The following is an 18,886-nucleotide window of genomic DNA, read 5'->3' as shown; positions in this document are numbered from 1 at the left end:
ATGGGCTGCTTCGTCGCCTTGCTGCGTGCCGTCAATGTCGGCGGCACCGGCAAGCTGCCGATGAGCGAGCTCAAGGCCATGTGCGAGGAGCTCGGCTTCGCCGCCGTGCGCACCTATATTGCGAGCGGCAACGTCGTGTTCACGAGCCGCAAGTCGGAAGCTGCAATCAAGACCGCCCTCGAAAAGCGCCTGCACGCCTACGCCGGCGCGCCGGTCGGGGTGCTCGTGCGTAGCGCCGCCGAGATGGCGCAAGTCTCGGCCGACAATCCTTTTCCAAAGGCAGCGCCCAATCGCACCGTCGCGATCTTCCTCGACAGGGCGCCACCTGAAGACGCGCTTGCCAGCATCCGCGGCCAGAACAACGAAGAGCTCAGCCTCGGCCGCCGCGAGATTTACGTGCACTATGGCGACGGCATGGGGACATCGAAGCTCGTCATCCCCGCCGCCAAGACCGGCACCGCGCGCAACATGAATACCGTCGCAACGCTCGCGAAGATGGCCGCGGAGATCTAGGCCAGCTTGAGCGCGGCGATCCCGATCAGCACGAGCGCAATGCCGGCAAGCTTCATCGCACTCAAGGTCTCGCCGAACAGCACGACGCCCAGCAGGAAGGTGCCGGCCGCGCCGATGCCGGTCCACACCGAATAGGCGACGCCGACCTCCAGCACCTGCAAAGCGCGTCCGAGCAGGAAGACGAAGGCGGCGAGCAGCACCAGCGAGGTGATGCTCCAGCCCGCCCGCGTGTAGCCCTCCGCATATTTCATCGAGATCGCCCAGCCGACATCGAGCGCACCGGCGATCACCAGCATCAGCCAGGCCATGGATTGCGACATTGGCGCGCGCTCAGGCCGCAAGCTTCAGCAGATGCGCGTCGTGGCGCACCAGGAAGGCACGCAGCAATTGCGGATAGTCCGCGCCGACTGCGGTGCGTACGCTCGGGCGTCTCGCAAGCTCCGCGCGCCATGCGCGGACCTTCGGCACTTCGCGGAAGATACCGTGCTCGGTCAGTTCGTCGAACAGGTCGAAATAGCGGAAGATCGGGGCGAAGACCGCATCCACGAGGCTGAACGCATCGCCTGCGAAGTAAGGCCCTGCGCCGAGCGCTGCCTCCACGCGCGCGAATTTCGCCGCTACCGCCTGGCGCTTGCTTTCGAACGTCGCCGGATCGGTCGTGGTCTCCAGACCCCAGAGGTCACCGAGGATCGCCGAGCCGAACTCCATCCAGGCGCGATGTTCGGCGCGCTTCAACGGATCCGCCGGGTGCAGCTTGAGGCCTGCCTGCGTCTCCTCGATGTATTCGCAGATCACGTTGCTCTCGAACAACGCGACCTCGCCCTTCTCCGTCGTCACCACCAGGACCGGCACCTTGCCGAGCGGCGAGAGTTTCAGAAACCAGTCGGGCTTGTTGGCGAGATCGATGTCGATCCGTTCGAACGGCACGCCCTTCTCGTTGAGCGCGATCACGGCACGCTGCACATAGGGGCAGAGCTTGTGGCTGACGAGTTTCAGTGAAGCGGTCATGGCAATGATCCCGGCGGTTTGATGCAACTGCATCCAATATAGATGCAATTGCATTCACCCGTCAAGATCGATGCATTTGCATCAACCGTCCTTGATCTTAAGGCCCGGACCTCAGGGCCGCGCCATTACGCCGCCTGTCATCGGCATCGGCACGCCCGTGGTGGCGGGGTAGGACAGCGGCAGCCCCTTGAGGCCGCGGGCGGCAAGGAAGCCAAAGGCCTGCGCCTCGATGGCGTCGGAGGCCCAGCCGAGCGTCTCGGCGGCTTCGACGGTGGCCGAGCCCACCTGCTCCCGCAGCATCCGTAGCATGGTGAGGTTGCGGGCGCCGCCGCCGCAGACGATCCAGCTCCGCGGCCGGCGCGGCAGGAGCGAGATGATCCGGGCGATCGCCGCCGCTGTGAAGGCGGTCAGGGTCGCGGCGCCATCGGCCGGCGGGACGTCGCCGAGCTTCAGCGCGGCAAAGTCGTTGCGGTCGAGCGATTTCGGCGGCAGAGCTGCGAAGAACGGCAGTTCCAGTCCCCGCGCGATCCAGGCTTCGTCCGCCTTGCCGAGCGCTGCGAACTTTCCTTCCGCATCGAAGGCCTGGTTCATGGTGCGGTACATGAAATCGTCGAGCAGCGCGTTGCCCGGTCCGGTGTCGCAGGCGATCAGCGTGTCGTTGCCGTCGATATAGGTGATGTTGGAGACGCCGCCGATATTGACGACGACGATCGGCCCTTCACGCTCCAGCGAATGGACGAGCGCCCGGTGGTAGACCGGCACGAACGGCGCGCCCTGCCCGCCGGCCTCGACGTCGGCGGCGCGGAAGTCGTGCATCACGGGGATATGGATCGCCCTGGCCAGCGCCGGCGCATCGCCGATCTGGACCGTCAGCCGCTTCTCGGGGCGATGCAGCACCGTCTGGCCGTGGAAGCCGACGATGTCGATGTCCTCCGGCTTCATCCGGTTTTGGGCGATGAAGGCGGCCACAGCCTCGGCATGGGCCAGCGTCACCGCGCGCTCGGCCTCGGCCAGAACGCCCGGGCGGGCGTCGCGTCGCGGCAGGTGCACGGCCTCGCTCAGCGCCTGGCGCAGCAGATTGCGCTCCGCCGGGCTGTAGGCCCGGTAGCCGGACGGCCCGAACGCCTTCACTTGCTTTCCGTCGGTTTCGATCAGCGCGACATCCACCCCGTCCAGCGAGGTGCCGCTCATCAAACCGAGTGCCGTCAACATCATGGATCAGCGTCCTCAAGAGCCCCCCTCCGGCATGCCGATCTTGTGCCAGAGGGACACATCTTATAATGCCACAGGCAAAGTGGCGGGTGGCAATCGAGTTCCCACGGGAGACCCTTAAATTGCACCCGAAACAGTAAACCAAGAATTGTCAGGCTCGCCGACAGATGACTGCATTTAAATCGGATTTCCTCAATACCCTGCAGGAACGTGGTTTCATCCACCAGTGCTCCGATTTCGAGGGGCTGGACGCGCTCGCCGCCAAGGGCGAAGCGACCACCTATGTCGGCTACGATTGCACCGCCCGCTCGCTGCACATCGGCAACTACCTGACCATGATGATGCTGCACTGGCTCCAGCAGTCCGGCAACAAGCCGATTACGCTGATGGGCGGCGGCACCACCATGGTCGGCGATCCCTCCGGCAAGGACGAGACCCGCGCGATGCGCACCGTCGCCGAGATCGAAGCGAACAAGGAATCGATCCGCGGCGTGTTCGCAAAGGTGCTGCGCTACGGCGACGGCAAGAGCGACGCCGTCATGCTCGACAATGCGGAGTGGCTGACAAAACTCAACTGGATCGAGATGCTGCGTGACGTCGGCCGGCATTTCTCGGTCAACCGCATGCTGACCATGGACTCCGTGCGGCTGCGCCTCGAGCGCGAGCAGGAGATGAGCTTCATCGAGTTCAACTACATGGTCTGCCAGGCCTACGACTTCGTCGAGCTCGCCAAGCGCACCGGTTGCAAATTGCAGATGGGCGGCTCGGACCAGTGGGGCAACATCATCATGGGCGTCGATCTCGGCCGCCGCATGGGCACCCACCAGCTGTTCGCGCTGACGACGCCGCTGCTGACCACGGCGTCCGGCGCCAAGATGGGCAAGACAGCGCAGGGCGCGGTGTGGCTCAACGCCGACCAGTTCTCGCCCTATGACTTCTGGCAATACTGGCGCAACACCGAGGACGCCGACGTCGGCAAGTTCCTGAAGCTGTTCACGACGCTGCCGATGAGCGAGATCAGGAAGCTCGAGGCGCTCGGCGGCTCCGAGATCAACGAGGCCAAGAAGGTGCTTGCGACCGAGGCGACCGCGCTCTTGCACGGACGCGACGCCGCAAACCAGGCGGCTGAAACCGCGCGCCGCACCTTCGAGGAAGGCGCGCTGGCCGAAAGCCTGCCGACAGTGGAAATTCCGCGCGGCGAGCTGGACGCCGGCCTCGGCGTGCTCAACGCCTTCGTCAAGGCAGGCTTGGTTGCCTCCAATGGCGAGGCACGGCGCCAGATCAAGGGCGGCGGCCTGCGCGTCAACGACGAGTCCGTCAGCGACGAGAAGATGGCGCTGTCAGCGGCCAATCTGACGCCTGAGGGCGTCATCAAGCTGTCCTTCGGCAAGAAGAAGCACGTCCTCATCCGGCCTGCATAGGCTTATGAGCTTTTGATGCTTGTCAGGGCGCGCCGAAGCGCGCTCCCTGACCGGCAATGGATCAAAACACGCCCAGGGAAACTTCGAGGGAACACGCCGTACGCACGCAGCGAGATGCGGTGCGCACCGCACTCATCGTGCTCGGACTGTGCTTCACGCTCGCCGTCCTCGGCCGCGGCCTCAGCGAGAGCTTCACTGTCTTCCTCAAGCCGATCTCCGAAAACTTTGGCTGGGATCGTGCGCAGGTCGTCTCGATCTACTCACTGACCTGGCTGATCAGCGGTCTGACCGCGCCATTGGTCGGGCGCCTGTTCGACCATTCCGGACCGCGCATCGTCTACGCACTCGGGCTTTTCCTGCTCGGCTCGGCGTTCCTGATCGCGGCGCACGCGCAGGCGCTCTGGCAATTTCAGCTCTCGATCGGCCTCTGCGTCGGCATTGGCGTCGCCTTCATCGGCATTGTGCCGAACTCGATCCTACTCGGCCGCTGGTTCGGGCCACGGCTGCCGACCGCGATGGCGGTGGTCTATTCGGCGATGGGTGGCGGCGTGCTGGCGCTGCTCCCGACCTCGCAGCTTTTGATCGATCATCTCGGCTGGCGCGAAGCCTATCAAGTCTACGGCTTCGCCGCGCTCGGCCTGCTCGTGCCGCTGCTGCTTCTGCCCTGGCGCATGTTCGCGGTCGGCTCGCCGCATGTCAGCAAGAAGACCGATCCCGGTTTCATCGACAACGGCTGGACGCTTGCGAGCGCGATGCGCCACCACGCTTTCTGGGCGCTGTTCTCGACCTTCTTCTTCACCGCGGTCGGCATGTATTCGATCGCCGCGCAGATCGTGGCCTACCTCATCGACGCCGGCTTTCCGCCGCTCCAGGCCGCGACCGCCTGGGGTTTTTCGGGCGTGGTGCTGGTGTTCGGCATGCTCGGCGTGTCCGCGCTCGACGGGCTGATCGGGCGCCGGCCCTCGGTGCTGCTCAGCTACGCGATCTCGATCATCGGCATCGTCCTGCTCTGGCTCTTGCAGTATTATCCGAACATCATCCTGCTCACCGGCTTCGTCGTCTGCTTCGGCAGCATGATGGGTTCGCGCGGCCCGCTGATCACAGCGACCGCCATGAAGATTTTTCGCGGCAAGCGCGTCGGCACGATCTTCGGCACCATCTCGATCGGCAGCGGATTGGGCTCGGCGTTCGGCTCATGGAGCGGCGGCCTCATCCACGACTTCACGCACGGCTACAATCTCCTGCTCGTCTTCGCACTTGCGAGCGTGATCCTCGGAATGATTCCATTTCTGATTGTCCCCGCCTTGCGGGAGTAGGTCTCCCCGACGTAACCTGCATCCCTCCGCGTCACCGGGAAATTACGGGCGACACACGCTGCGCCGCGTGCGAAACCGTCGGGCGCAACCGGAGTTAAGGGACGACCTGCGATATTTTGTCCACATGACAAAAATGTCAGCACCGAATTGACCCCGGGTGGCTTGCGAGGCCGAACTGAATACGGTCCAAGTCGCCCATTGGATGGAGGGCACAAACCAATGAACTTTTCCTATCTCACTCGCTTTGAACCGGTTCTCCTGAGCCTGTTCCGCTTCATCACCGGCCTGCTGCTGTTTCAATTCGGCGTAGCCAAGCTTTTCAAGTTTCCGCCTTTGCCGATGTTCGCGAAAGTCGAACTGATGTCGCTTTACGGCGCGGCCGGCACGCTTGAACTGGTGCTTGGCGCGCTGTTGATCCTCGGCCTGTTCACCCGCCTCGCCGCTTTCATCCTCTCCGGTGAAATGGCCTTCGCCTACTTCATGGGGCATATGCTCAAGGGCGAGACGCCGGTGCTCCTGCCGCTGCTCAACAACGGCACGCTTGCCATCCTGTTCTGCTTCGCCTGCCTCTATCTCTCGGCGGCCGGCGGTGGCCCGATCAGCGTCGATGCGGCGCTGGGCAACGAACGCGCCTCGACCGGCGGCGCATTTGCGCGACGCTGACGCGCGCAACTAGCGCTCAAGTCACGGCTGGCACCGGCAGCTTTGCCGGTGTCATCTACCGCGAGCCCAGCACGTTCCAGATCAGGACGAGGGCCGCGACGAGCAGCGCGGACATGATGAGGCGGTGAACGAATCGGTTCATTGCCGCTCCCGCCAGGCTCGATGACCACCGAAGTCCAGGATCGATCTTCTCCAGCATACGCGCTGACGTGCGCCGACGCATGTCGCTTTGCCTGCACGGGTACGCATCAGGCTGCGAACGGTCGCGCGCGCGGCCGGCGGCCGCATGCCTATGTTCATGATTGGTAAGAACTTCATGCTACCGATGCGAGCAATAACAACCATTTCGTAGAGGCTACGATGAAGCTGCTGAGCCATCTGAAGATCCGCACCAAGCTTACCAGCATGGTCTGTCTTGCGGCTCTCACAGTCACAGCCATCATCGCGGTATCGGCCTTCCTCAGCAAGAGCCGCATGATGGAGGACCGGGTCCAGCAGATGAAGACCGCGGTCGACATGCTCTACAATCTCGCCCAGTCGGTCCAGGACGACGTCACCGCCGGCAAGCTGACGCAGGCCGAGGCCAAGGCCCAGTTCCACATGCGCGGACGGCGCATGACCTTCAACGGCAACCAAGGCTATCCGGTCGTCTACAACGCCGACACGTCCCTCCTCGTCAACGGCGCCAACCAGCAGCTCGAAGGCAAGATCACCGGCGCGATTGACGCCAATGGCGTCCTCATTGCCGACGCGATCCTCAAGGCCGGCGAACAGAATGGCGGCGGCGTAGCCTCCTATCTCTATCCCCGCCCCGGCCAGACCGAAGCGGTGCGCAAGACCGTGTTCGCGCGCAAGTTCGCCCCCTGGAACGCGACGATCAGCTATGGCCTCTATGTCGACGACATCGACGCCGATGTGCGCGCGTTGACGCTCGAGCTTGCCGCGGTCGGCTTCGGCCTGATGCTGCTGATGGCGACGTTGTCGTGGCTGATCGCGCGCGACGTGCTCGGCGCGCTTGATCGCCAGAAGACCCGCATGCAGGAGATTGCCGACGGTTCCATCGACCAGCCGGTCGAGGAGACCGATCGCGGCGACGAGATCGGCCGCATGGCCGAGACCCTCGAAATGCTCAGGCAGACCGCTTTGACGGCGCGCACGCTGGAGTCCGAACAAGTCGCCGCCAAGAGCCGCAGCGAGCAGGAGAAGCGTGACGCGCTGATCTCGCTCGCCGACCGCTTCGATGCGTCCGTCGGCCAGCTCGTCGGCCTGATGGCCTCGGGCTCCGGCGAGCTCGAGACCACCGCCAAGTCGATGTCGTCCACGGCCGAAGGCACCAATCGCCGTGCCGCTGTGGTCGGTTCGGCCGCCACCGAAGCCAGCCAGCGCGTCCAGACGGTCGCGGCTGCCGCCGAAGAGCTCTCCTCCTCCATCACCGAGATCAGCCGCCAGGTCGCGCAATCCGCCGAAGTGACCGGCCGCGCCGTGGACAGCGCACGCCGCACCGACACCATCGTCCGCGCGCTCTCGGACGGCGCCCAGCAGATCGAGCATGTGGCCGAGCTGATCTCCAGCATCGCGGCACAGACCAATCTGCTCGCGCTCAACGCCACCATCGAGGCCGCGCGCGCCGGTGAAGCCGGCCGCGGCTTTGCCGTCGTCGCCTCCGAGGTGAAGTCGCTCGCCAGCCAGACCGCGGAAGCCACCCGCGAGATCGGCGACAAGATCGCGCAGATCCAGGGCGCGACCAAGGAGGCCGTGGACGCCATCGGCGGCATCACCGCCACCATCGAGGAAGTCAGCCGCATCGCCACCTCGATCGGCGCGGCCATCGAGGAGCAAGGCGCCGCCACCGCCGAGATCGCCCGCAGCGTCTCGCAGACCGCTGAAGCGACCAAGGAAGTCACCACCAATATCGGCGGCGTCAGCACCGCCGCGAACGAAACCGGCAACGCCGCCGGCATGGTGCTTGCGGCGGCCAGCAATCTCTCCAAGCAGGCCGAGCAGCTCTCCGGCGAAGTCGGCACCTTCCTGGCCGGCGTGCGCGCGGCGTAAGCTTCCCGACGCCAATCCCTCCACATGCGTCATGGCCGGGCTTGTCCCGGCCATCCACGTTTTTATAGCCGCTCTGCACGAAGAACGTGGATGCCCAGGCCTTCGTCGCGCCGAAGCGGCTTCGGCCGCGCAGCCGGGACGAGCACCTGCGAATTTTAGTGGGTTATCGCCGCGCGAGGGTGCAGCCGCTCGAGAGCTGGCGCGTCGATCCGGTCGAGCCGTCGTTCGACTGCGACGGGAATTCCTCGAACGGCGTGTTCTGCTTGCCGGTGTTGAATTCGAAGATCTTGCGGAACACACCCGGCACCATGGCCGAAACCGGATTGACGCGCATCACCGGCGCGGCCGGCGTACCGACGACCTCGTAGGTCACGCCGATCAGGCCTTCCTTGTCGCCACCGCCCAGGAACAACCCGAGCACCGGAATCTGTCCGAACATGTTGTTCAAGCCGTACATCGGCACGAAGGTGCCGCTCATGCAGACCTGGTTGCCGGGATAGTCGATCGAGCCCTCGATGGTGGCGCCGATCATCGGGCCCTTGACGACGCCATCGCGGATCGTCAGCGCGCCGTTCTGGCGCGTGAACTCGGCGCGCAGCGCGCTGAAGGAGACGCCGTTCCCGGTGCCGTTGGGCGCGCCGGCGGCAACGCGTTCGAGCTGCGCCTCGCCCTTCACCGTGAAGTCGCGGACGTTGATGAGGCCCTCGCGCGTGGTGTTCGGCTCCGACGTCGGCGGCTCCATCGCCACCACCATCTGGCCGCCGCTCGCCTTGGTGTAGGTGTCGGTGAAGCGCAGCAACGCGCCGGCATCGTTGGTCTGGAGGTAGATCACCTCGCGATTGCCCTGGGCGCGGCCGCCGCGCAAATCGGCTGCCACCGGCGTGTCGCGGCCGATCTTGCCGTTCAGCGTGAAGGCTTTGACGGTGCCGTTGCGCCGCGACATCTTGCCGTCGACGCTGCGCATCGCCTCGCCGTTGAAGCCCGCGACGGCACCGAGCTTCACGTCGATGTCGAAATCGACGTTCTTCATCTTGTTCTTGGCGTCGTCCTTGGAATTGCCCGAGATCGCCGACTTCAGGAAACCGCGGCCGTCGAACACATCCCCGCGCATCGTGCCCCGCACCACCCCGTCCTGGCCACGCTCCACCTTCAACGAGGCCTTGTCGCCGTCGGACGGAGCGTAGGTCGGGAAGTTCGCGTTCATGAGGTCGCCGTTCGGATCGACCTCGAGCGAGCCCTTGATCGAGGCGCCGCCGCCTTCGACGACGATGTCCTCCAGACGCGTTGATTGCGCCGTCGGCACCACCTTGAAGCTGGCCTTGGCCGACTTGCCCGGCAGCTTGACCCAGCCGGGCAGGATGTTGTCGAGCTTGACCGAGGTCAGGTCCGCCTCGACACCGAGCTTCGTCGTCTGGTCGGGACCTCCGGCGATCTTGCCCGACAGCTTGATCGGCAGCGATCCGCTCACGGCAGGGCTGAGGTCGAATCCGAGACGCGCGCGGCTCGCATCGTCGAGCGTGGCCTGCAATTTGACGTCAGCGTCGCCCTCGGTCGGCTTGCGATAGTCCAGCGAAGCCGCCTGCCCGTTGATCTTGACGTCGCCCTTGACCTGATAGCCCTGGTTGTTGGCTGATATCTTGAGGTTGTTGGCCTCCAGCTTCTGGTTCATCACCAGCTTGTCGGCGGCAAAGCCGTTGAGGTCGGCGCTGACGGCGTAGCTGGTGTCGCCCTTGGTCAGCGCGCCCTTGACCGGCAAGCCGAGCTGGATGTTCGCCGAGAACGTTCCCTTGCTGGTGTTGGGATCGACGAACGTCGCCGACAGATCGCTGAGCCGATCATTGGAAAGGATTTCGGCGGCGGCCGCCACGGGGCCGTCGGCGCGGAACCTGGTCCGCGATGGCGACGGCTTGGGCGCCATATCCGGCACCTCGAAGACGAAGTCGGAGATCGTGACCTTGCGGCCCGCCGGCGTATCGGCAATGCCCTGCCCGATATTCACGGTCGCGGTGCGCCCGGTCACACGCGCCTTCAAATCGGCATCGTGCACCACCGGCATGCCATCCACGGGGCGGACCGCGACGCCACTCGCGACGATGTTGACCGACAGGCCGTCGTCGGGAATGGGCGGGCCCTTGCGCGGGAGGTTCTTCGTCGGCGAATTGACGCCGATCTCGATGCGCTGGAGCGTGCCACGCTCGATCCGCTCGATCACCCATTCGCGCAACTCGGGAACGACGAGCGTCGGCCACATCCGCTTGAGCGCGGAGGCCGACATCGGCGTTCCCGCAAAGCCCAGCGTCAACCGCGGCTCGCCCGAATAGTCGATGGCACCGGTGCCGGCGACGCCGATCTCGCCATTGCTGATATCGGCTTGCGTCAGCAGCATGCGCTTGTGGTCGGTATCGAAGCGGAAGCCGATCGCGATGCGGTTGAAGACCAGCGGGGGCTCGTTGTCGATGCCGCCCAGCAGGATCGAGCCGCCGCTGAAGCCAAGCTGCCAGTCGTTGGTGGTGCCGTTGGGCGGCTCGAGATGGGCCAGAAGCGTCAGGCGGTTCGCGCCCGAGAGAATCTTGAACGGAGCGACCAATACCCGCCGGTTCGAATCCCACTCGACGTTGATCTCGGCGGAGTCGATCGCCATCGGATAATCTGGCGTGTCGGTGTCGATGATATTGCCCGCGCCGACCGCGATCTTGCCGCGGAAGAAGGTCGGCACGCCGTCGCGGCCGAGCTCGCCCTTGAGCTCGCCGGTCAGCGGCAGGTCGGCGGTGTAGGTGAAGTCCTTCACCCGGAGCGCCAGCAGGATGTTGGCGGTGGAAAGCTTATCGGCGCGGATGTCGACCGAACGCACACCATTCTCGGCAGGGCCGATCGTGGCGCGCAGCGACCACGGGCGCGCGCCCTCCTCGCCTAGGCTGAGCGCGACGCCGCCATGGCTCGGCCGGCGCAGGCTGAGCGTGATGTTCTCAAAGCTCCATTTGCTGCCGCGCTGCTGATCGTCGACGATCAGATTGCCGTTCTTCAGACCGATCTCGTTGAGGTTCTGGCCGTCGAGGCCGGTCATACTCAGACTGTCGAGCCAGTCGAGGCCCTGAAGAATGCCGCTCGGGGCAGCGGCCTGGGGAGCGGCCTGCGATGCGTCCGGGCTTGCAGGTCCGGTGGCGAATGGCGGCGGCGGGACACCGTTGCGCGGGAATGTCGGCGGCAGGCCCGCTTCCTTCTTGGATGCGACGCCGGTTGCCAGCGGCTTGGCGGTGTCGCCGGCGGACACGGTGACGGTGCCGTCGGGCGCGATGCGGATCGCGAGCTCCGCGTCCACGAGATTGAGGCTCTCGGCGCGCAGGTGCCCCATCAGGAGACCTGCCCCCGACAGCTTCACCTCGGCCTTCGGCGCGGTGGCGACGATGGCGTGGTCGTGGTCGCGGACGACGATGTCGCGGATGCGCACGGCGATGCGGATCCGCCCGGCCCGCTCGATCTGGGTGCCGCCGACCTCCACGGTGTTGCCGTGGCCAATATTGTCCTCGATGGCGGCAGCGAGCCAGGGCGTCGCGATGTCGAGATTGATGGGACCTGCACCAAGCCGCCACCACAGCGCGCCGAAGCAGCCGACGAAAATAACGGCGAGGGCCCCGACCACGATGGCCAGCCGCTTCAGCCAGCGATCAGCCGCCAGCCAGCGGCGCATTGACGCAAACCCGTCACCGAAACGATGGAAGCCTGAATTGGAACGCGACAACAGCCGGCGCGCCCGATAGCCCGCCGCTGCTTCCTGATCCGGATCCCAGTCGGCGTCGTCCCATTCCTGCGGCTGCTGTTGACCGCCGCGCCGATCGAAATCCCGATTGTAATCCTGGGGCGACGTATTCCTTGCCATTGCCTCTCGATACAGGCGCCCATCGTAGGATTGAGCACCGCCGGGACCGCAGCCGTCCGCGGGAAGCGAAGCTCCCCGCGCCGGCATTGCCGCCATACCTCGAATGTTCCTGCTGTTCGTCATTTCGCCCCGGGCGCGCGTTCAACGAGCAGTGGGGTGGTGCGTGGAATTCCTTGTAACCATACCCCGGCGTCGCCAGACTTGCCCAGACAAGGGCGATTCCGGCACACCGGACGAGAGCTGCAATACCGCTTTGGTTGACCCGCCGAAAGCGACGAAAGGAAGGCGTATGTCCAAGAAATCCCGAAAGAAATCGTCCAAAACGCCCTCCGGCATCGCAACGGCTAAAAAGAAGACCCCGACCAAGCGGGCAACGACTCAAACAAAGTCCGCGAAAACACAGCGGACGCAGGCGAGCAAATCAACCAGGACCGTAGCAAAAGCAGGATCACATAAGGCCGCATCGAAACAGTTAAATTCCTCCAAATCGGCCTCCGCGCCCGCGAAGGCGAAGCCGGCCCTGACCGAAGGCCAGAAGGCGCCCGCCTTCCGGCTGCCCCGCGACGGCGGCGATGTGGTCTCGCTCGCCGACTATGCCGGTCGGAAGCTCGTCCTGTTCTTCTACCCCCGCGCCGACACGCCCGGCTGCACCCGGGAGGCGATCGATTTCACGCGGCTGGCGGACGCTTTCAGCGCTGCCGGCACGGCCCTGCTCGGCATCTCCGCCGATCCGTTAAGGGCCCAGGAGAAGTTCCGCGACAAGCACAGCCTCGGCATGCCCCTCATCTCGGATGAGAAACACGAGATGCTGGAGGCGTACGGCGCCTGGGGCGAAAAATCCATGTATGGCAAGAGCTTCCTCGGAGTTCTTCGCACCACGATACTGCTTGGTGCCGACGGCAAGGTAGCCAGGGTCTGGCGCAATGTCCGCGTCGACGGCCACGCCGACGAGGTGCTGGAAGCGGCAAGAGGCCTTTAACCAATCCGTTAAATTCGAGTGGTTCCATTTCCGGAAAATTAACCATGACTGGCCCAGATTGCTGCGGCAATTAGGCCGTACGGACTCATCCGACCGGCGCGGGAGTGCCGATGTCGAAAAGTTCTGCCCAATATTCGCAGTACCCCCAACATCACGCGCACGACCACGGACGGCCCCTCCATCGCCGTCCTGCCGCCGCCGTGGCTGCAGCCGCGATCCCTCTTCCCTCGACCGACGACGCCTACACCATCGTGCACCACGGCAAGCAGGTCCGCCTCGGACCTGTGGTGTTCTGGATCGTGGTCGGCACCGTCGTGCTGCTCGGACTCTGGTCGGCCGCGACCGCGACCTATTTCGCCTTCCGCGACGACGTCCTGACCCGGCTGATCGCGCGCCAGGCCGAGATGCAGTACGCCTACGAGGACCGCATCGCCGAGCTCCGTGCCAAGGTCGACCGCACCACCAGCCGGCAGCTGCTCGACCAGGAACAGTTCGACCAGAAGCTCGACCAGATCATGAAGCGCCAGACGGCGCTGGAGTCCCGCGCCACGGCGCTCGGGGCCATGCCCGACGTGACGGGATCAATCCCCCGCGTGGCTCCGCAGCGCGGCGATTCGAGCCAGGGCGCGACGCAGGGTACGCCGAAGCCGTCGCCGATCAGCGACACCGTGATCTTTGTGGCACCGCCCGATCGTGAAGCGCGGCTTGAGTCGCGCGCGCCGACCATCGCGGCACCGCCGACCAGCCAATTCGCCAAGAACCAGGGTTTCGACAACGTCCTGGTCCGGCTCACGACCTCGCTTGACCAGGTCGAGCGTCGCCAGATGGCAACGCTCAGCGCGGTCGAGGAAGGCATGGATTCGCGCATGCGCCGGATGCGCGGCGTCGTCAGCGACCTCGGCCTCAATCTCGCCAGCCTCGAAGCAGCCGTGCCGCGCTCCGAGATGGGCGGTCCTTTCGTGCCCGTCAAGCTGACGGCCAATGCCGGGCCGTTCGAGAAGCAGCTCAACCGCATCAATGTCACCCGCGCCGAGATGGATCGGCTCAATCGCACGCTGGCGCTGGTGCCCTACCGCAAGCCCGTCATCGGCGAGGTCGAATTCACCTCCGGTTTTGGCGTGCGCAGCGATCCGTTCCTGGGCCGGCCCGCGATGCATACCGGTCTCGATTTCCGCGCCGCGACCGGCGATCCCGCCCGCGTCACCGCCAACGGCAAGGTGGTCTCGGCCGGCTGGTCCGGCGGTTACGGCCGCATGGTCGAAGTCGATCACGGCAACGGGCTGTCGACCCGCTACGGCCATCTCTCCGAGATCAACGTCAAGGTCGGCGAGATCGTGAAGCTTGGCCAGGTCATCGGCCTCGTCGGCTCGACCGGCCGGTCCACCGGCCCGCACCTTCATTACGAAACCCGCATCGACGGCGAAGCGGTCGATCCGCAGAAGTTCTTGCGCGCCGGCGTGCGGCTCAGCGCGGGCTAGTAAGCCCGTGCCACGCGCTTTCAGCGTGGCCGCACCTACCGCCGGCCGCCGCCCATCCCGCCTCCGGGACCTCCGAAGCCGCCACCGCCCATTCCACCGCCGGGTCCCATGGGCCCGCCGCCGGGCGAACCAAATCCGCCGGGGCCTGACGGGCCGCTCGGGCCCGTCGGCGCGGAGCCGGGATTCGCACTTGGGCCAGGTCCAGGGCCAGATCCCGGCGCAGGTCCACCACCGGGCGCGCCGGGCTGGCCGCCGCTCGGAGTGGTGGCGCCGCGGTTCGGATGCAGGATCGAGCCGCCGGGCGACCGATTGGGATTGCCGCCACCGGATGGAGGGGCTCCAGGCCCCTGACCGATGGCCTGAGCCGACTCCACCTGGAAGCCGCGCGAGCGATCGAACACGCCGTTGACCACCATGCGGGCCTCGCCGGCGGCCGGGCCGAAGCGTGAACCGTCACGAGCCACGAAGCCGGAGCCGAGCTGGAGGTTCGATCCCACGCGCTGCACATAGGCCTCGATCGAGAGGCGGCTTGCGCCGACGAGATCCGAGAAGTCGTCGATGCGCGTGCGCGCAGCCTGCATCGTGCCCTGGCTCGAACGGCCCTCGATCTGGGCGCGCTGGCCAACCAGCAGTGGATCGACCCCGCTCAGCCTCAGCCCGCCAATATGCAAGCCGTCAGGCCCGCGCTCGACGAGACCGGTGACACGCTCGGTCGCCTCGCGCCGCGGCTCGATCAGGCTTGCGACGATCACGCCGTCGGTCCGGCGCAGGCCGTAGACGGCCACCTGCGTGCCCGCACGAAGCTTGCTCTCCTTGTCGCTTGTGACGATCTTCTGGCCGAGCACCGTCAGCTCGTTGCCCTTCACGGCTTCGATCGGACCTGCGACCTCGCTCGCGATCGTGATGTTGCGCGTCACGAGCGTGCCGTCGGCCTGACGGGTCGCGACCACGCGCGCGAGCTGACCGATGCGCAGAGCCTTGGGGCTCGCGGCCTCGCCGTCGATCCGGACCGGCACGTCGCTCGCATAAGTGACGCGCTCGCCGTTGACGTAGATGCTGCCAAAACGCTGGATCACGCCGACGATGCCGGTGCCGCCGATGCCGTGGTCGTCACCGCGCCTGATTCCGGTGCCGCCGATGCCCTGATCGGTGCCGCGCTTGACCTGCGCGTGGGCCATCGCCGTACCGGCGAGCCAAAATCCTGTCAGCAGCAGACGGCGGGAGATCAGCGGCGGCCGGCTCATGAAGAACCACCCTCCTTGCCGCTTTCCTTGCTGCTGTCCTTGCCGCCTTCCTTGGCCTCTGCCTCACCATCTGCATCTTCGCTGTAGATGTAGATGCCGAAATTCCAGCGGGCGTCACCGCCCTTGTCCTTGCCGAGCGCGCGGTTGGCCTCGCGGTTGGCGGTCTTCAGCGCGTCCATCGCGAGCTCGCGCGAGCGTGCCTCGAGGCGCTTGGCAAGCTTCGGCGAGATGTTGTTGTAGTGCACCGCGCGCTCGAGGAAGCGCGGCGCCGCGCCTGAGACGTTCTGTGCGGCGGCCGCGATATGGTCGTGCAGATTGCGGCCGAGATAGTGCCACTTGCTGTCGTCCTCGCCGCTCGGGACGAAGGCCGCCTCGACCAGCTCGATCTCGTCGGAATCGTTGATGGTGACGAGCTTGCGGTCGACCCATTCGTCGAGCACCGCGCGCGGCCGCACGTCCTTGGTGACCGAGGCGACCAGCTGCTCGAACGACGGCGCATCGCCCTCGGCCGTGCGCGGCAACGCCAGCGGCTCACCCTTCGTATCGGTGAATTCGGGCGCAGCAAGCCAGCGCGCGATCACGGCGCTCGTCAGCGACACCGCGGCCGGCGCCTCGTGCACCGGCGCGCCGGCACCGCGCAGCCGCGCCACCTCTTTGCGATGGATCCCGGTGAGTAAGCTGACACGGCTGTCGGTCTGCTCCTTCCCCTCCAGCGCAAAATCGTGCTCGGCGACGTTGACGAACAGCTCGCGAAGCAATTGCGCCAATGCCGGAAAAGTCATGCCGCTGCGAATGCAGAGCCGCACGAGCGGGCGCAGCAGCCGCGCCAGCGGCGCGTGCAGCTTCGCGGCAGTCGGCTGCGGAGCCGCTGCTTTGGACCCGGACTTGGCATTCATGTCCGAATTGTACCCGCGCCCCACGTGGGACACAATCCCACTTTTTTCTCCCTTCCGATTGACGTGGTAAATTTTCCCACATATACGGGACACCACTGAGGGCGCGACGTAAAGGGACTCACACCCATGGCTGACCGCTTGGTCCGCAATTCCAACTCACTGCGTGCTGTGCCGGCTCGCGACTGGGGGCACGGCGCAATCGAGCCGATGCTGCCGGCGCTGTTGCGCGGCGTGATCTTCATCTCGGTGCTGGCCGCACCGTTCGTCGCGGCCCTTCTCGCAGGCTGACACCAACATGCATCACACCAGCGAAACTCCGCACCGCCCGTCGGTGCTGCACATCTTCAAGATCTATTATCCCGACCTGTTCGGCGGCACGCTGACGGTGATCCGCGACATCTGCGCGAGCCTGAAGGACAGTTTCGCCTCCGCCGTGCTGGTCTGCTCGCAATCGGCCGAGCGGCGCGAGATCGTCGTCAACGATGTGCCGGTCGAGCGCGTCCGCTCCTTCGGCAATGTCCTGTCGCTTCCCGCCGCTCCTACTTATCCCTGGCGGCTCTGGCGCAAGATCGCCGAGCACGATTTGCTCGCGCTCCATGCCCCCTTCCCGCTCGCCGACCTCGTTTTCGCCTTCGGCTTCGGCGCCAATCGGCCGCTGGTGGTGCACTGGCATGCCGACATCGTCACCCATGCCGGCCTGCGCTGGTTCATCGAACCGTTGATGCGGCGGACACTGCGCCGGGCGAAAGCAATCATCGTCTCGGACCACGCGCTGATCGAGAACACGCCGTTGCTGCGGGAATTCGTCGACAAATGCCACGTCGTGCCGTTCGGCATCGACACCTCGGGTTACGACTGGCCGAAGATCGAGCCGCACCACGTGAACGATCGCGGCCGGCTCGTGCTCGCCTGCGGCCGGCTCGTGCCCTACAAGGGCTTTGACGTCCTGATCCGCGCCGCCGTCAACCGCAAGTTCGAGGTCTGGATCATCGGCGAAGGCACCGAGCGGCCGCGGCTCGAGCAGCTGATCCGCGAGCTCGGCCTCCGCGACCGCGTCCGCTTGCTCGGCTCGGTCAACGACAACGAGCGCATCAAGCTGATGTGCCTGTCCGACGTCTTCGTCATGCCGTCAGTCACCAATGCCGAGACCTTTGGCCTGGTCCAGCTCGAGGCCATGGCCGCCGGACGCCCTGTCGTGAACACGGCGCTCGACACCGCGGTGCCGCGCGTCGCCCGCCACGGCATGGAGGCGATCACGGTGCCGCCGGGTGATGCCGAAAAGCTCGGCGATGCCATCGACACGCTAATCAGCGATCCCGAGCGCCGCCGCCGCATGGGACTGTCAGCCCGGACGCGCGCCCTCACCCGCTATTCCGCCCCAGCCTTCCGGGAAGGCATGCAGGCCGTCTACCGCGACGCCGTCACCGCGTCGTGCAAGGAACCCGCAACCGCCGCCGAGCCGCCGCAGGCGACCGGCTGGCTGGACACCGTCCGGATCGCGGCCGCACTGGCCTGGTCGGACATGCGCCACCGCTACGTGCGTTCGCTGCTCGGCCCGTTCTGGATGTCGCTTCAGATGGCGATCGTGGTCGCAGTATTGGGCTCGGTGATCGGCCAGATGTCGAACGCCGACATGCTGGCGCGCCTGCCGATGCTGGCGCTGTCGATGACGGCCTGGACCTTCCTGAACAGCGTCGTGCTCGATGCGACCACGGCGCTTCAGAATTCCGCGAGCCTGATCCGCGACCGGGCGCTGCCGCCGGTGATCTTCCTGCTGCAATGCACCTTCCGCCAGGCGCTGTTCGCGCTGCATAACGCCTGCGTGCCGCTGGTGCTGTGGCTGATCCTCTCGCCCCACGACCTCTCTCACGCGCTGGCGGCGCTGCCCGGCCTGCTGCTGTTCATAGCCTGTACATTCGCCTTGAGCCTCGTCCTCGGCGCGACGGCAACGCGCTATCGCGACCTCAAGCCGATCATCGAATCCACGCTGATGCTCGCCTTCCTCGCCTCGCCCGTGATCTGGTCCGCCGAGGTGATCAATCACCGCTCGACGGTGATGCGGCTCAATCCGCTGACGCATCTGTTCGCGGTGTGGCGCGAGCCGCTTGCAGGCGGCCATATCGATCCCGCCAGCATCGTCTACGTCCTCATCACGCTGGCGCTGCTGATCTTTGCGAGCGTGCTGACGCTGGTCCACCTGCGCAAAGCCGCATTCTGGATTTGACGC

The 18,886-nt window shown here is 65.8% G+C and carries 16 protein-coding genes; 9 read left to right on the top strand and 7 right to left on the bottom strand.

Translation table 11 applies throughout. From position 1 onward, the window contains the following. The gene (locus ABIB95_RS25995) at window positions 1-513 is read left to right on the top strand and encodes a DUF1697 domain-containing protein (protein ID WP_354243283.1); all 513 of its coding nucleotides are present in this window, start codon (window positions 1-3) and stop codon (window positions 511-513) included. On the opposite strand, the gene ABIB95_RS25990 is transcribed toward ABIB95_RS25995, so the two are convergent. The 3 genes from ABIB95_RS25990 to ABIB95_RS25980 form a co-directional block, all read right to left on the bottom strand. Further along, window positions 510-833, bottom strand: a complete 324-nt coding sequence (locus tag ABIB95_RS25990) for a DMT family transporter (protein WP_354243281.1) — start codon at window positions 831-833, stop codon at window positions 510-512. The genes ABIB95_RS25995 and ABIB95_RS25990 overlap by 4 nt on opposite strands. Before the next feature lie 10 nt (window positions 834-843). After that, a complete protein-coding gene (locus tag ABIB95_RS25985; RefSeq protein WP_354243278.1) occupies window positions 844-1,521 on the bottom strand; it encodes a glutathione S-transferase family protein in 678 nt (225 codons plus the stop codon). Between the two features lie 111 nt (window positions 1,522-1,632). Further along, window positions 1,633-2,736 (bottom strand): anhydro-N-acetylmuramic acid kinase, encoded by a 1,104-nt coding sequence (locus ABIB95_RS25980; protein ID WP_354243275.1) that lies wholly within the window; start codon window positions 2,734-2,736, stop codon window positions 1,633-1,635. 164 nt (window positions 2,737-2,900) lie between these two features. On the opposite strand from ABIB95_RS25980, the gene tyrS reads away from it, so the two are divergent. The 3 genes from tyrS to ABIB95_RS25965 all read left to right on the top strand — a co-directional run bounded on the left by tyrS (window position 2,901) and on the right by ABIB95_RS25965 (window position 6,133). Then, a complete protein-coding gene (gene tyrS / locus ABIB95_RS25975; protein ID WP_063983526.1) occupies window positions 2,901-4,154 on the top strand; it encodes a tyrosine--tRNA ligase in 1,254 nt (417 codons plus the stop codon). Window positions 4,155-4,210: 56 nt separating this feature from the next. Continuing rightward, window positions 4,211-5,470, top strand: a complete 1,260-nt coding sequence (locus tag ABIB95_RS25970) for an MFS transporter (RefSeq protein ID WP_354243273.1) — start codon at window positions 4,211-4,213, stop codon at window positions 5,468-5,470. A 219-nt stretch (window positions 5,471-5,689) separates the two neighbouring features. Further along, on the top strand, window positions 5,690-6,133 hold the full coding sequence (locus ABIB95_RS25965) for a DoxX family protein (RefSeq protein ID WP_071914328.1): 444 nt from the start codon (window positions 5,690-5,692) through the stop codon (window positions 6,131-6,133). 55 nt (window positions 6,134-6,188) lie between these two features. Here ABIB95_RS25965 and ABIB95_RS25960 read toward each other — a convergent pair whose 3' ends face one another. Beyond that, window positions 6,189-6,332, bottom strand: a complete 144-nt coding sequence (locus tag ABIB95_RS25960; protein ID WP_354121625.1) for a hypothetical protein — start codon at window positions 6,330-6,332, stop codon at window positions 6,189-6,191. Between the two features lie 161 nt (window positions 6,333-6,493). Between ABIB95_RS25960 and ABIB95_RS25955 the strand changes: the two genes are divergently transcribed. After that, a complete protein-coding gene (locus tag ABIB95_RS25955) occupies window positions 6,494-8,185 on the top strand; it encodes a methyl-accepting chemotaxis protein (protein ID WP_354243271.1) in 1,692 nt (563 codons plus the stop codon). A gap of 163 nt (window positions 8,186-8,348) precedes the next feature. On the opposite strand, the gene ABIB95_RS25950 is transcribed toward ABIB95_RS25955, so the two are convergent. Beyond that, the gene (locus ABIB95_RS25950; protein ID WP_354243670.1) at window positions 8,349-12,149 is read right to left on the bottom strand and encodes a YhdP family protein; all 3,801 of its coding nucleotides are present in this window, start codon (window positions 12,147-12,149) and stop codon (window positions 8,349-8,351) included. A gap of 202 nt (window positions 12,150-12,351) precedes the next feature. Here ABIB95_RS25950 and ABIB95_RS25945 point away from each other — a divergent pair, with 202 nt between their 5' ends. Both ABIB95_RS25945 and ABIB95_RS25940 read left to right on the top strand, forming a co-directional pair. Further along, a complete protein-coding gene (locus tag ABIB95_RS25945; protein WP_247310769.1) occupies window positions 12,352-13,041 on the top strand; it encodes a peroxiredoxin in 690 nt (229 codons plus the stop codon). A 110-nt stretch (window positions 13,042-13,151) separates the two neighbouring features. Next, window positions 13,152-14,519 (top strand): M23 family metallopeptidase, encoded by a 1,368-nt coding sequence (locus ABIB95_RS25940; RefSeq protein ID WP_354243268.1) that lies wholly within the window; start codon window positions 13,152-13,154, stop codon window positions 14,517-14,519. Between the two features lie 35 nt (window positions 14,520-14,554). On the opposite strand, the gene ABIB95_RS25935 is transcribed toward ABIB95_RS25940, so the two are convergent. After that, window positions 14,555-15,763 (bottom strand): DUF5666 domain-containing protein, encoded by a 1,209-nt coding sequence (locus tag ABIB95_RS25935; protein WP_135213496.1) that lies wholly within the window; start codon window positions 15,761-15,763, stop codon window positions 14,555-14,557. Then, window positions 15,760-16,659, bottom strand: coding sequence for a DUF6502 family protein (locus ABIB95_RS25930; RefSeq protein ID WP_354243264.1), 900 nt, complete (start codon window positions 16,657-16,659; stop codon window positions 15,760-15,762). Before ABIB95_RS25930 ends, ABIB95_RS25935 begins: the two co-directional genes overlap by 4 nt. A gap of 126 nt (window positions 16,660-16,785) precedes the next feature. Here ABIB95_RS25930 and ABIB95_RS25925 point away from each other — a divergent pair, with 126 nt between their 5' ends. Beyond that, window positions 16,786-16,947 (top strand): hypothetical protein, encoded by a 162-nt coding sequence (locus ABIB95_RS25925; RefSeq protein ID WP_354243261.1) that lies wholly within the window; start codon window positions 16,786-16,788, stop codon window positions 16,945-16,947. A 7-nt stretch (window positions 16,948-16,954) separates the two neighbouring features. Further along, window positions 16,955-18,883: a glycosyltransferase gene (locus tag ABIB95_RS25920; protein ID WP_354243258.1), complete on the top strand. Its 1,929-nt coding sequence runs from the start codon at window positions 16,955-16,957 to the stop codon at window positions 18,881-18,883. Window positions 18,884-18,886 lie beyond the last annotated feature (3 nt).

The sequence above is a fragment of the Bradyrhizobium sp. LA2.1 genome, from assembly GCF_040547725.1.
Lineage (GTDB): Bacteria > Pseudomonadota > Alphaproteobacteria > Rhizobiales > Xanthobacteraceae > Bradyrhizobium > Bradyrhizobium barranii.
Note: the sequence above shows the minus strand (reverse complement) of the source record. Positions and strands in the feature narration are given on the sequence as shown.

What these genes read in the sequence shown, in the direction of transcription:
- ABIB95_RS25995 (WP_354243283.1), top strand. Translation starts at nt 1, where the DNA reads ATGGGCTGCTTCGTCGCCTTGCTGCGTGCCGTCAATGTCGGCGGCACC.
- ABIB95_RS25990 (WP_354243281.1), bottom strand. Translation starts at nt 833, where the DNA reads ATGTCGCAATCCATGGCCTGGCTGATGCTGGTGATCGCCGGTGCGCTC.
- ABIB95_RS25985 (WP_354243278.1), bottom strand. Translation starts at nt 1,521, where the DNA reads ATGACCGCTTCACTGAAACTCGTCAGCCACAAGCTCTGCCCCTATGTG.
- ABIB95_RS25980 (WP_354243275.1), bottom strand. Translation starts at nt 2,736, where the DNA reads ATGATGTTGACGGCACTCGGTTTGATGAGCGGCACCTCGCTGGACGGG.
- tyrS (WP_063983526.1), top strand. Translation starts at nt 2,901, where the DNA reads ATGACTGCATTTAAATCGGATTTCCTCAATACCCTGCAGGAACGTGGT.
- ABIB95_RS25970 (WP_354243273.1), top strand. Translation starts at nt 4,211, where the DNA reads ATGGATCAAAACACGCCCAGGGAAACTTCGAGGGAACACGCCGTACGC.
- ABIB95_RS25965 (WP_071914328.1), top strand. Translation starts at nt 5,690, where the DNA reads ATGAACTTTTCCTATCTCACTCGCTTTGAACCGGTTCTCCTGAGCCTG.
- ABIB95_RS25960 (WP_354121625.1), bottom strand. Translation starts at nt 6,332, where the DNA reads ATGCTGGAGAAGATCGATCCTGGACTTCGGTGGTCATCGAGCCTGGCG.
- ABIB95_RS25955 (WP_354243271.1), top strand. Translation starts at nt 6,494, where the DNA reads ATGAAGCTGCTGAGCCATCTGAAGATCCGCACCAAGCTTACCAGCATG.
- ABIB95_RS25950 (WP_354243670.1), bottom strand. Translation starts at nt 12,149, where the DNA reads ATGCCGGCGCGGGGAGCTTCGCTTCCCGCGGACGGCTGCGGTCCCGGC.
- ABIB95_RS25945 (WP_247310769.1), top strand. Translation starts at nt 12,352, where the DNA reads ATGTCCAAGAAATCCCGAAAGAAATCGTCCAAAACGCCCTCCGGCATC.
- ABIB95_RS25940 (WP_354243268.1), top strand. Translation starts at nt 13,152, where the DNA reads ATGTCGAAAAGTTCTGCCCAATATTCGCAGTACCCCCAACATCACGCG.
- ABIB95_RS25935 (WP_135213496.1), bottom strand. Translation starts at nt 15,763, where the DNA reads ATGAGCCGGCCGCCGCTGATCTCCCGCCGTCTGCTGCTGACAGGATTT.
- ABIB95_RS25930 (WP_354243264.1), bottom strand. Translation starts at nt 16,659, where the DNA reads ATGAATGCCAAGTCCGGGTCCAAAGCAGCGGCTCCGCAGCCGACTGCC.
- ABIB95_RS25925 (WP_354243261.1), top strand. Translation starts at nt 16,786, where the DNA reads ATGGCTGACCGCTTGGTCCGCAATTCCAACTCACTGCGTGCTGTGCCG.
- ABIB95_RS25920 (WP_354243258.1), top strand. Translation starts at nt 16,955, where the DNA reads ATGCATCACACCAGCGAAACTCCGCACCGCCCGTCGGTGCTGCACATC.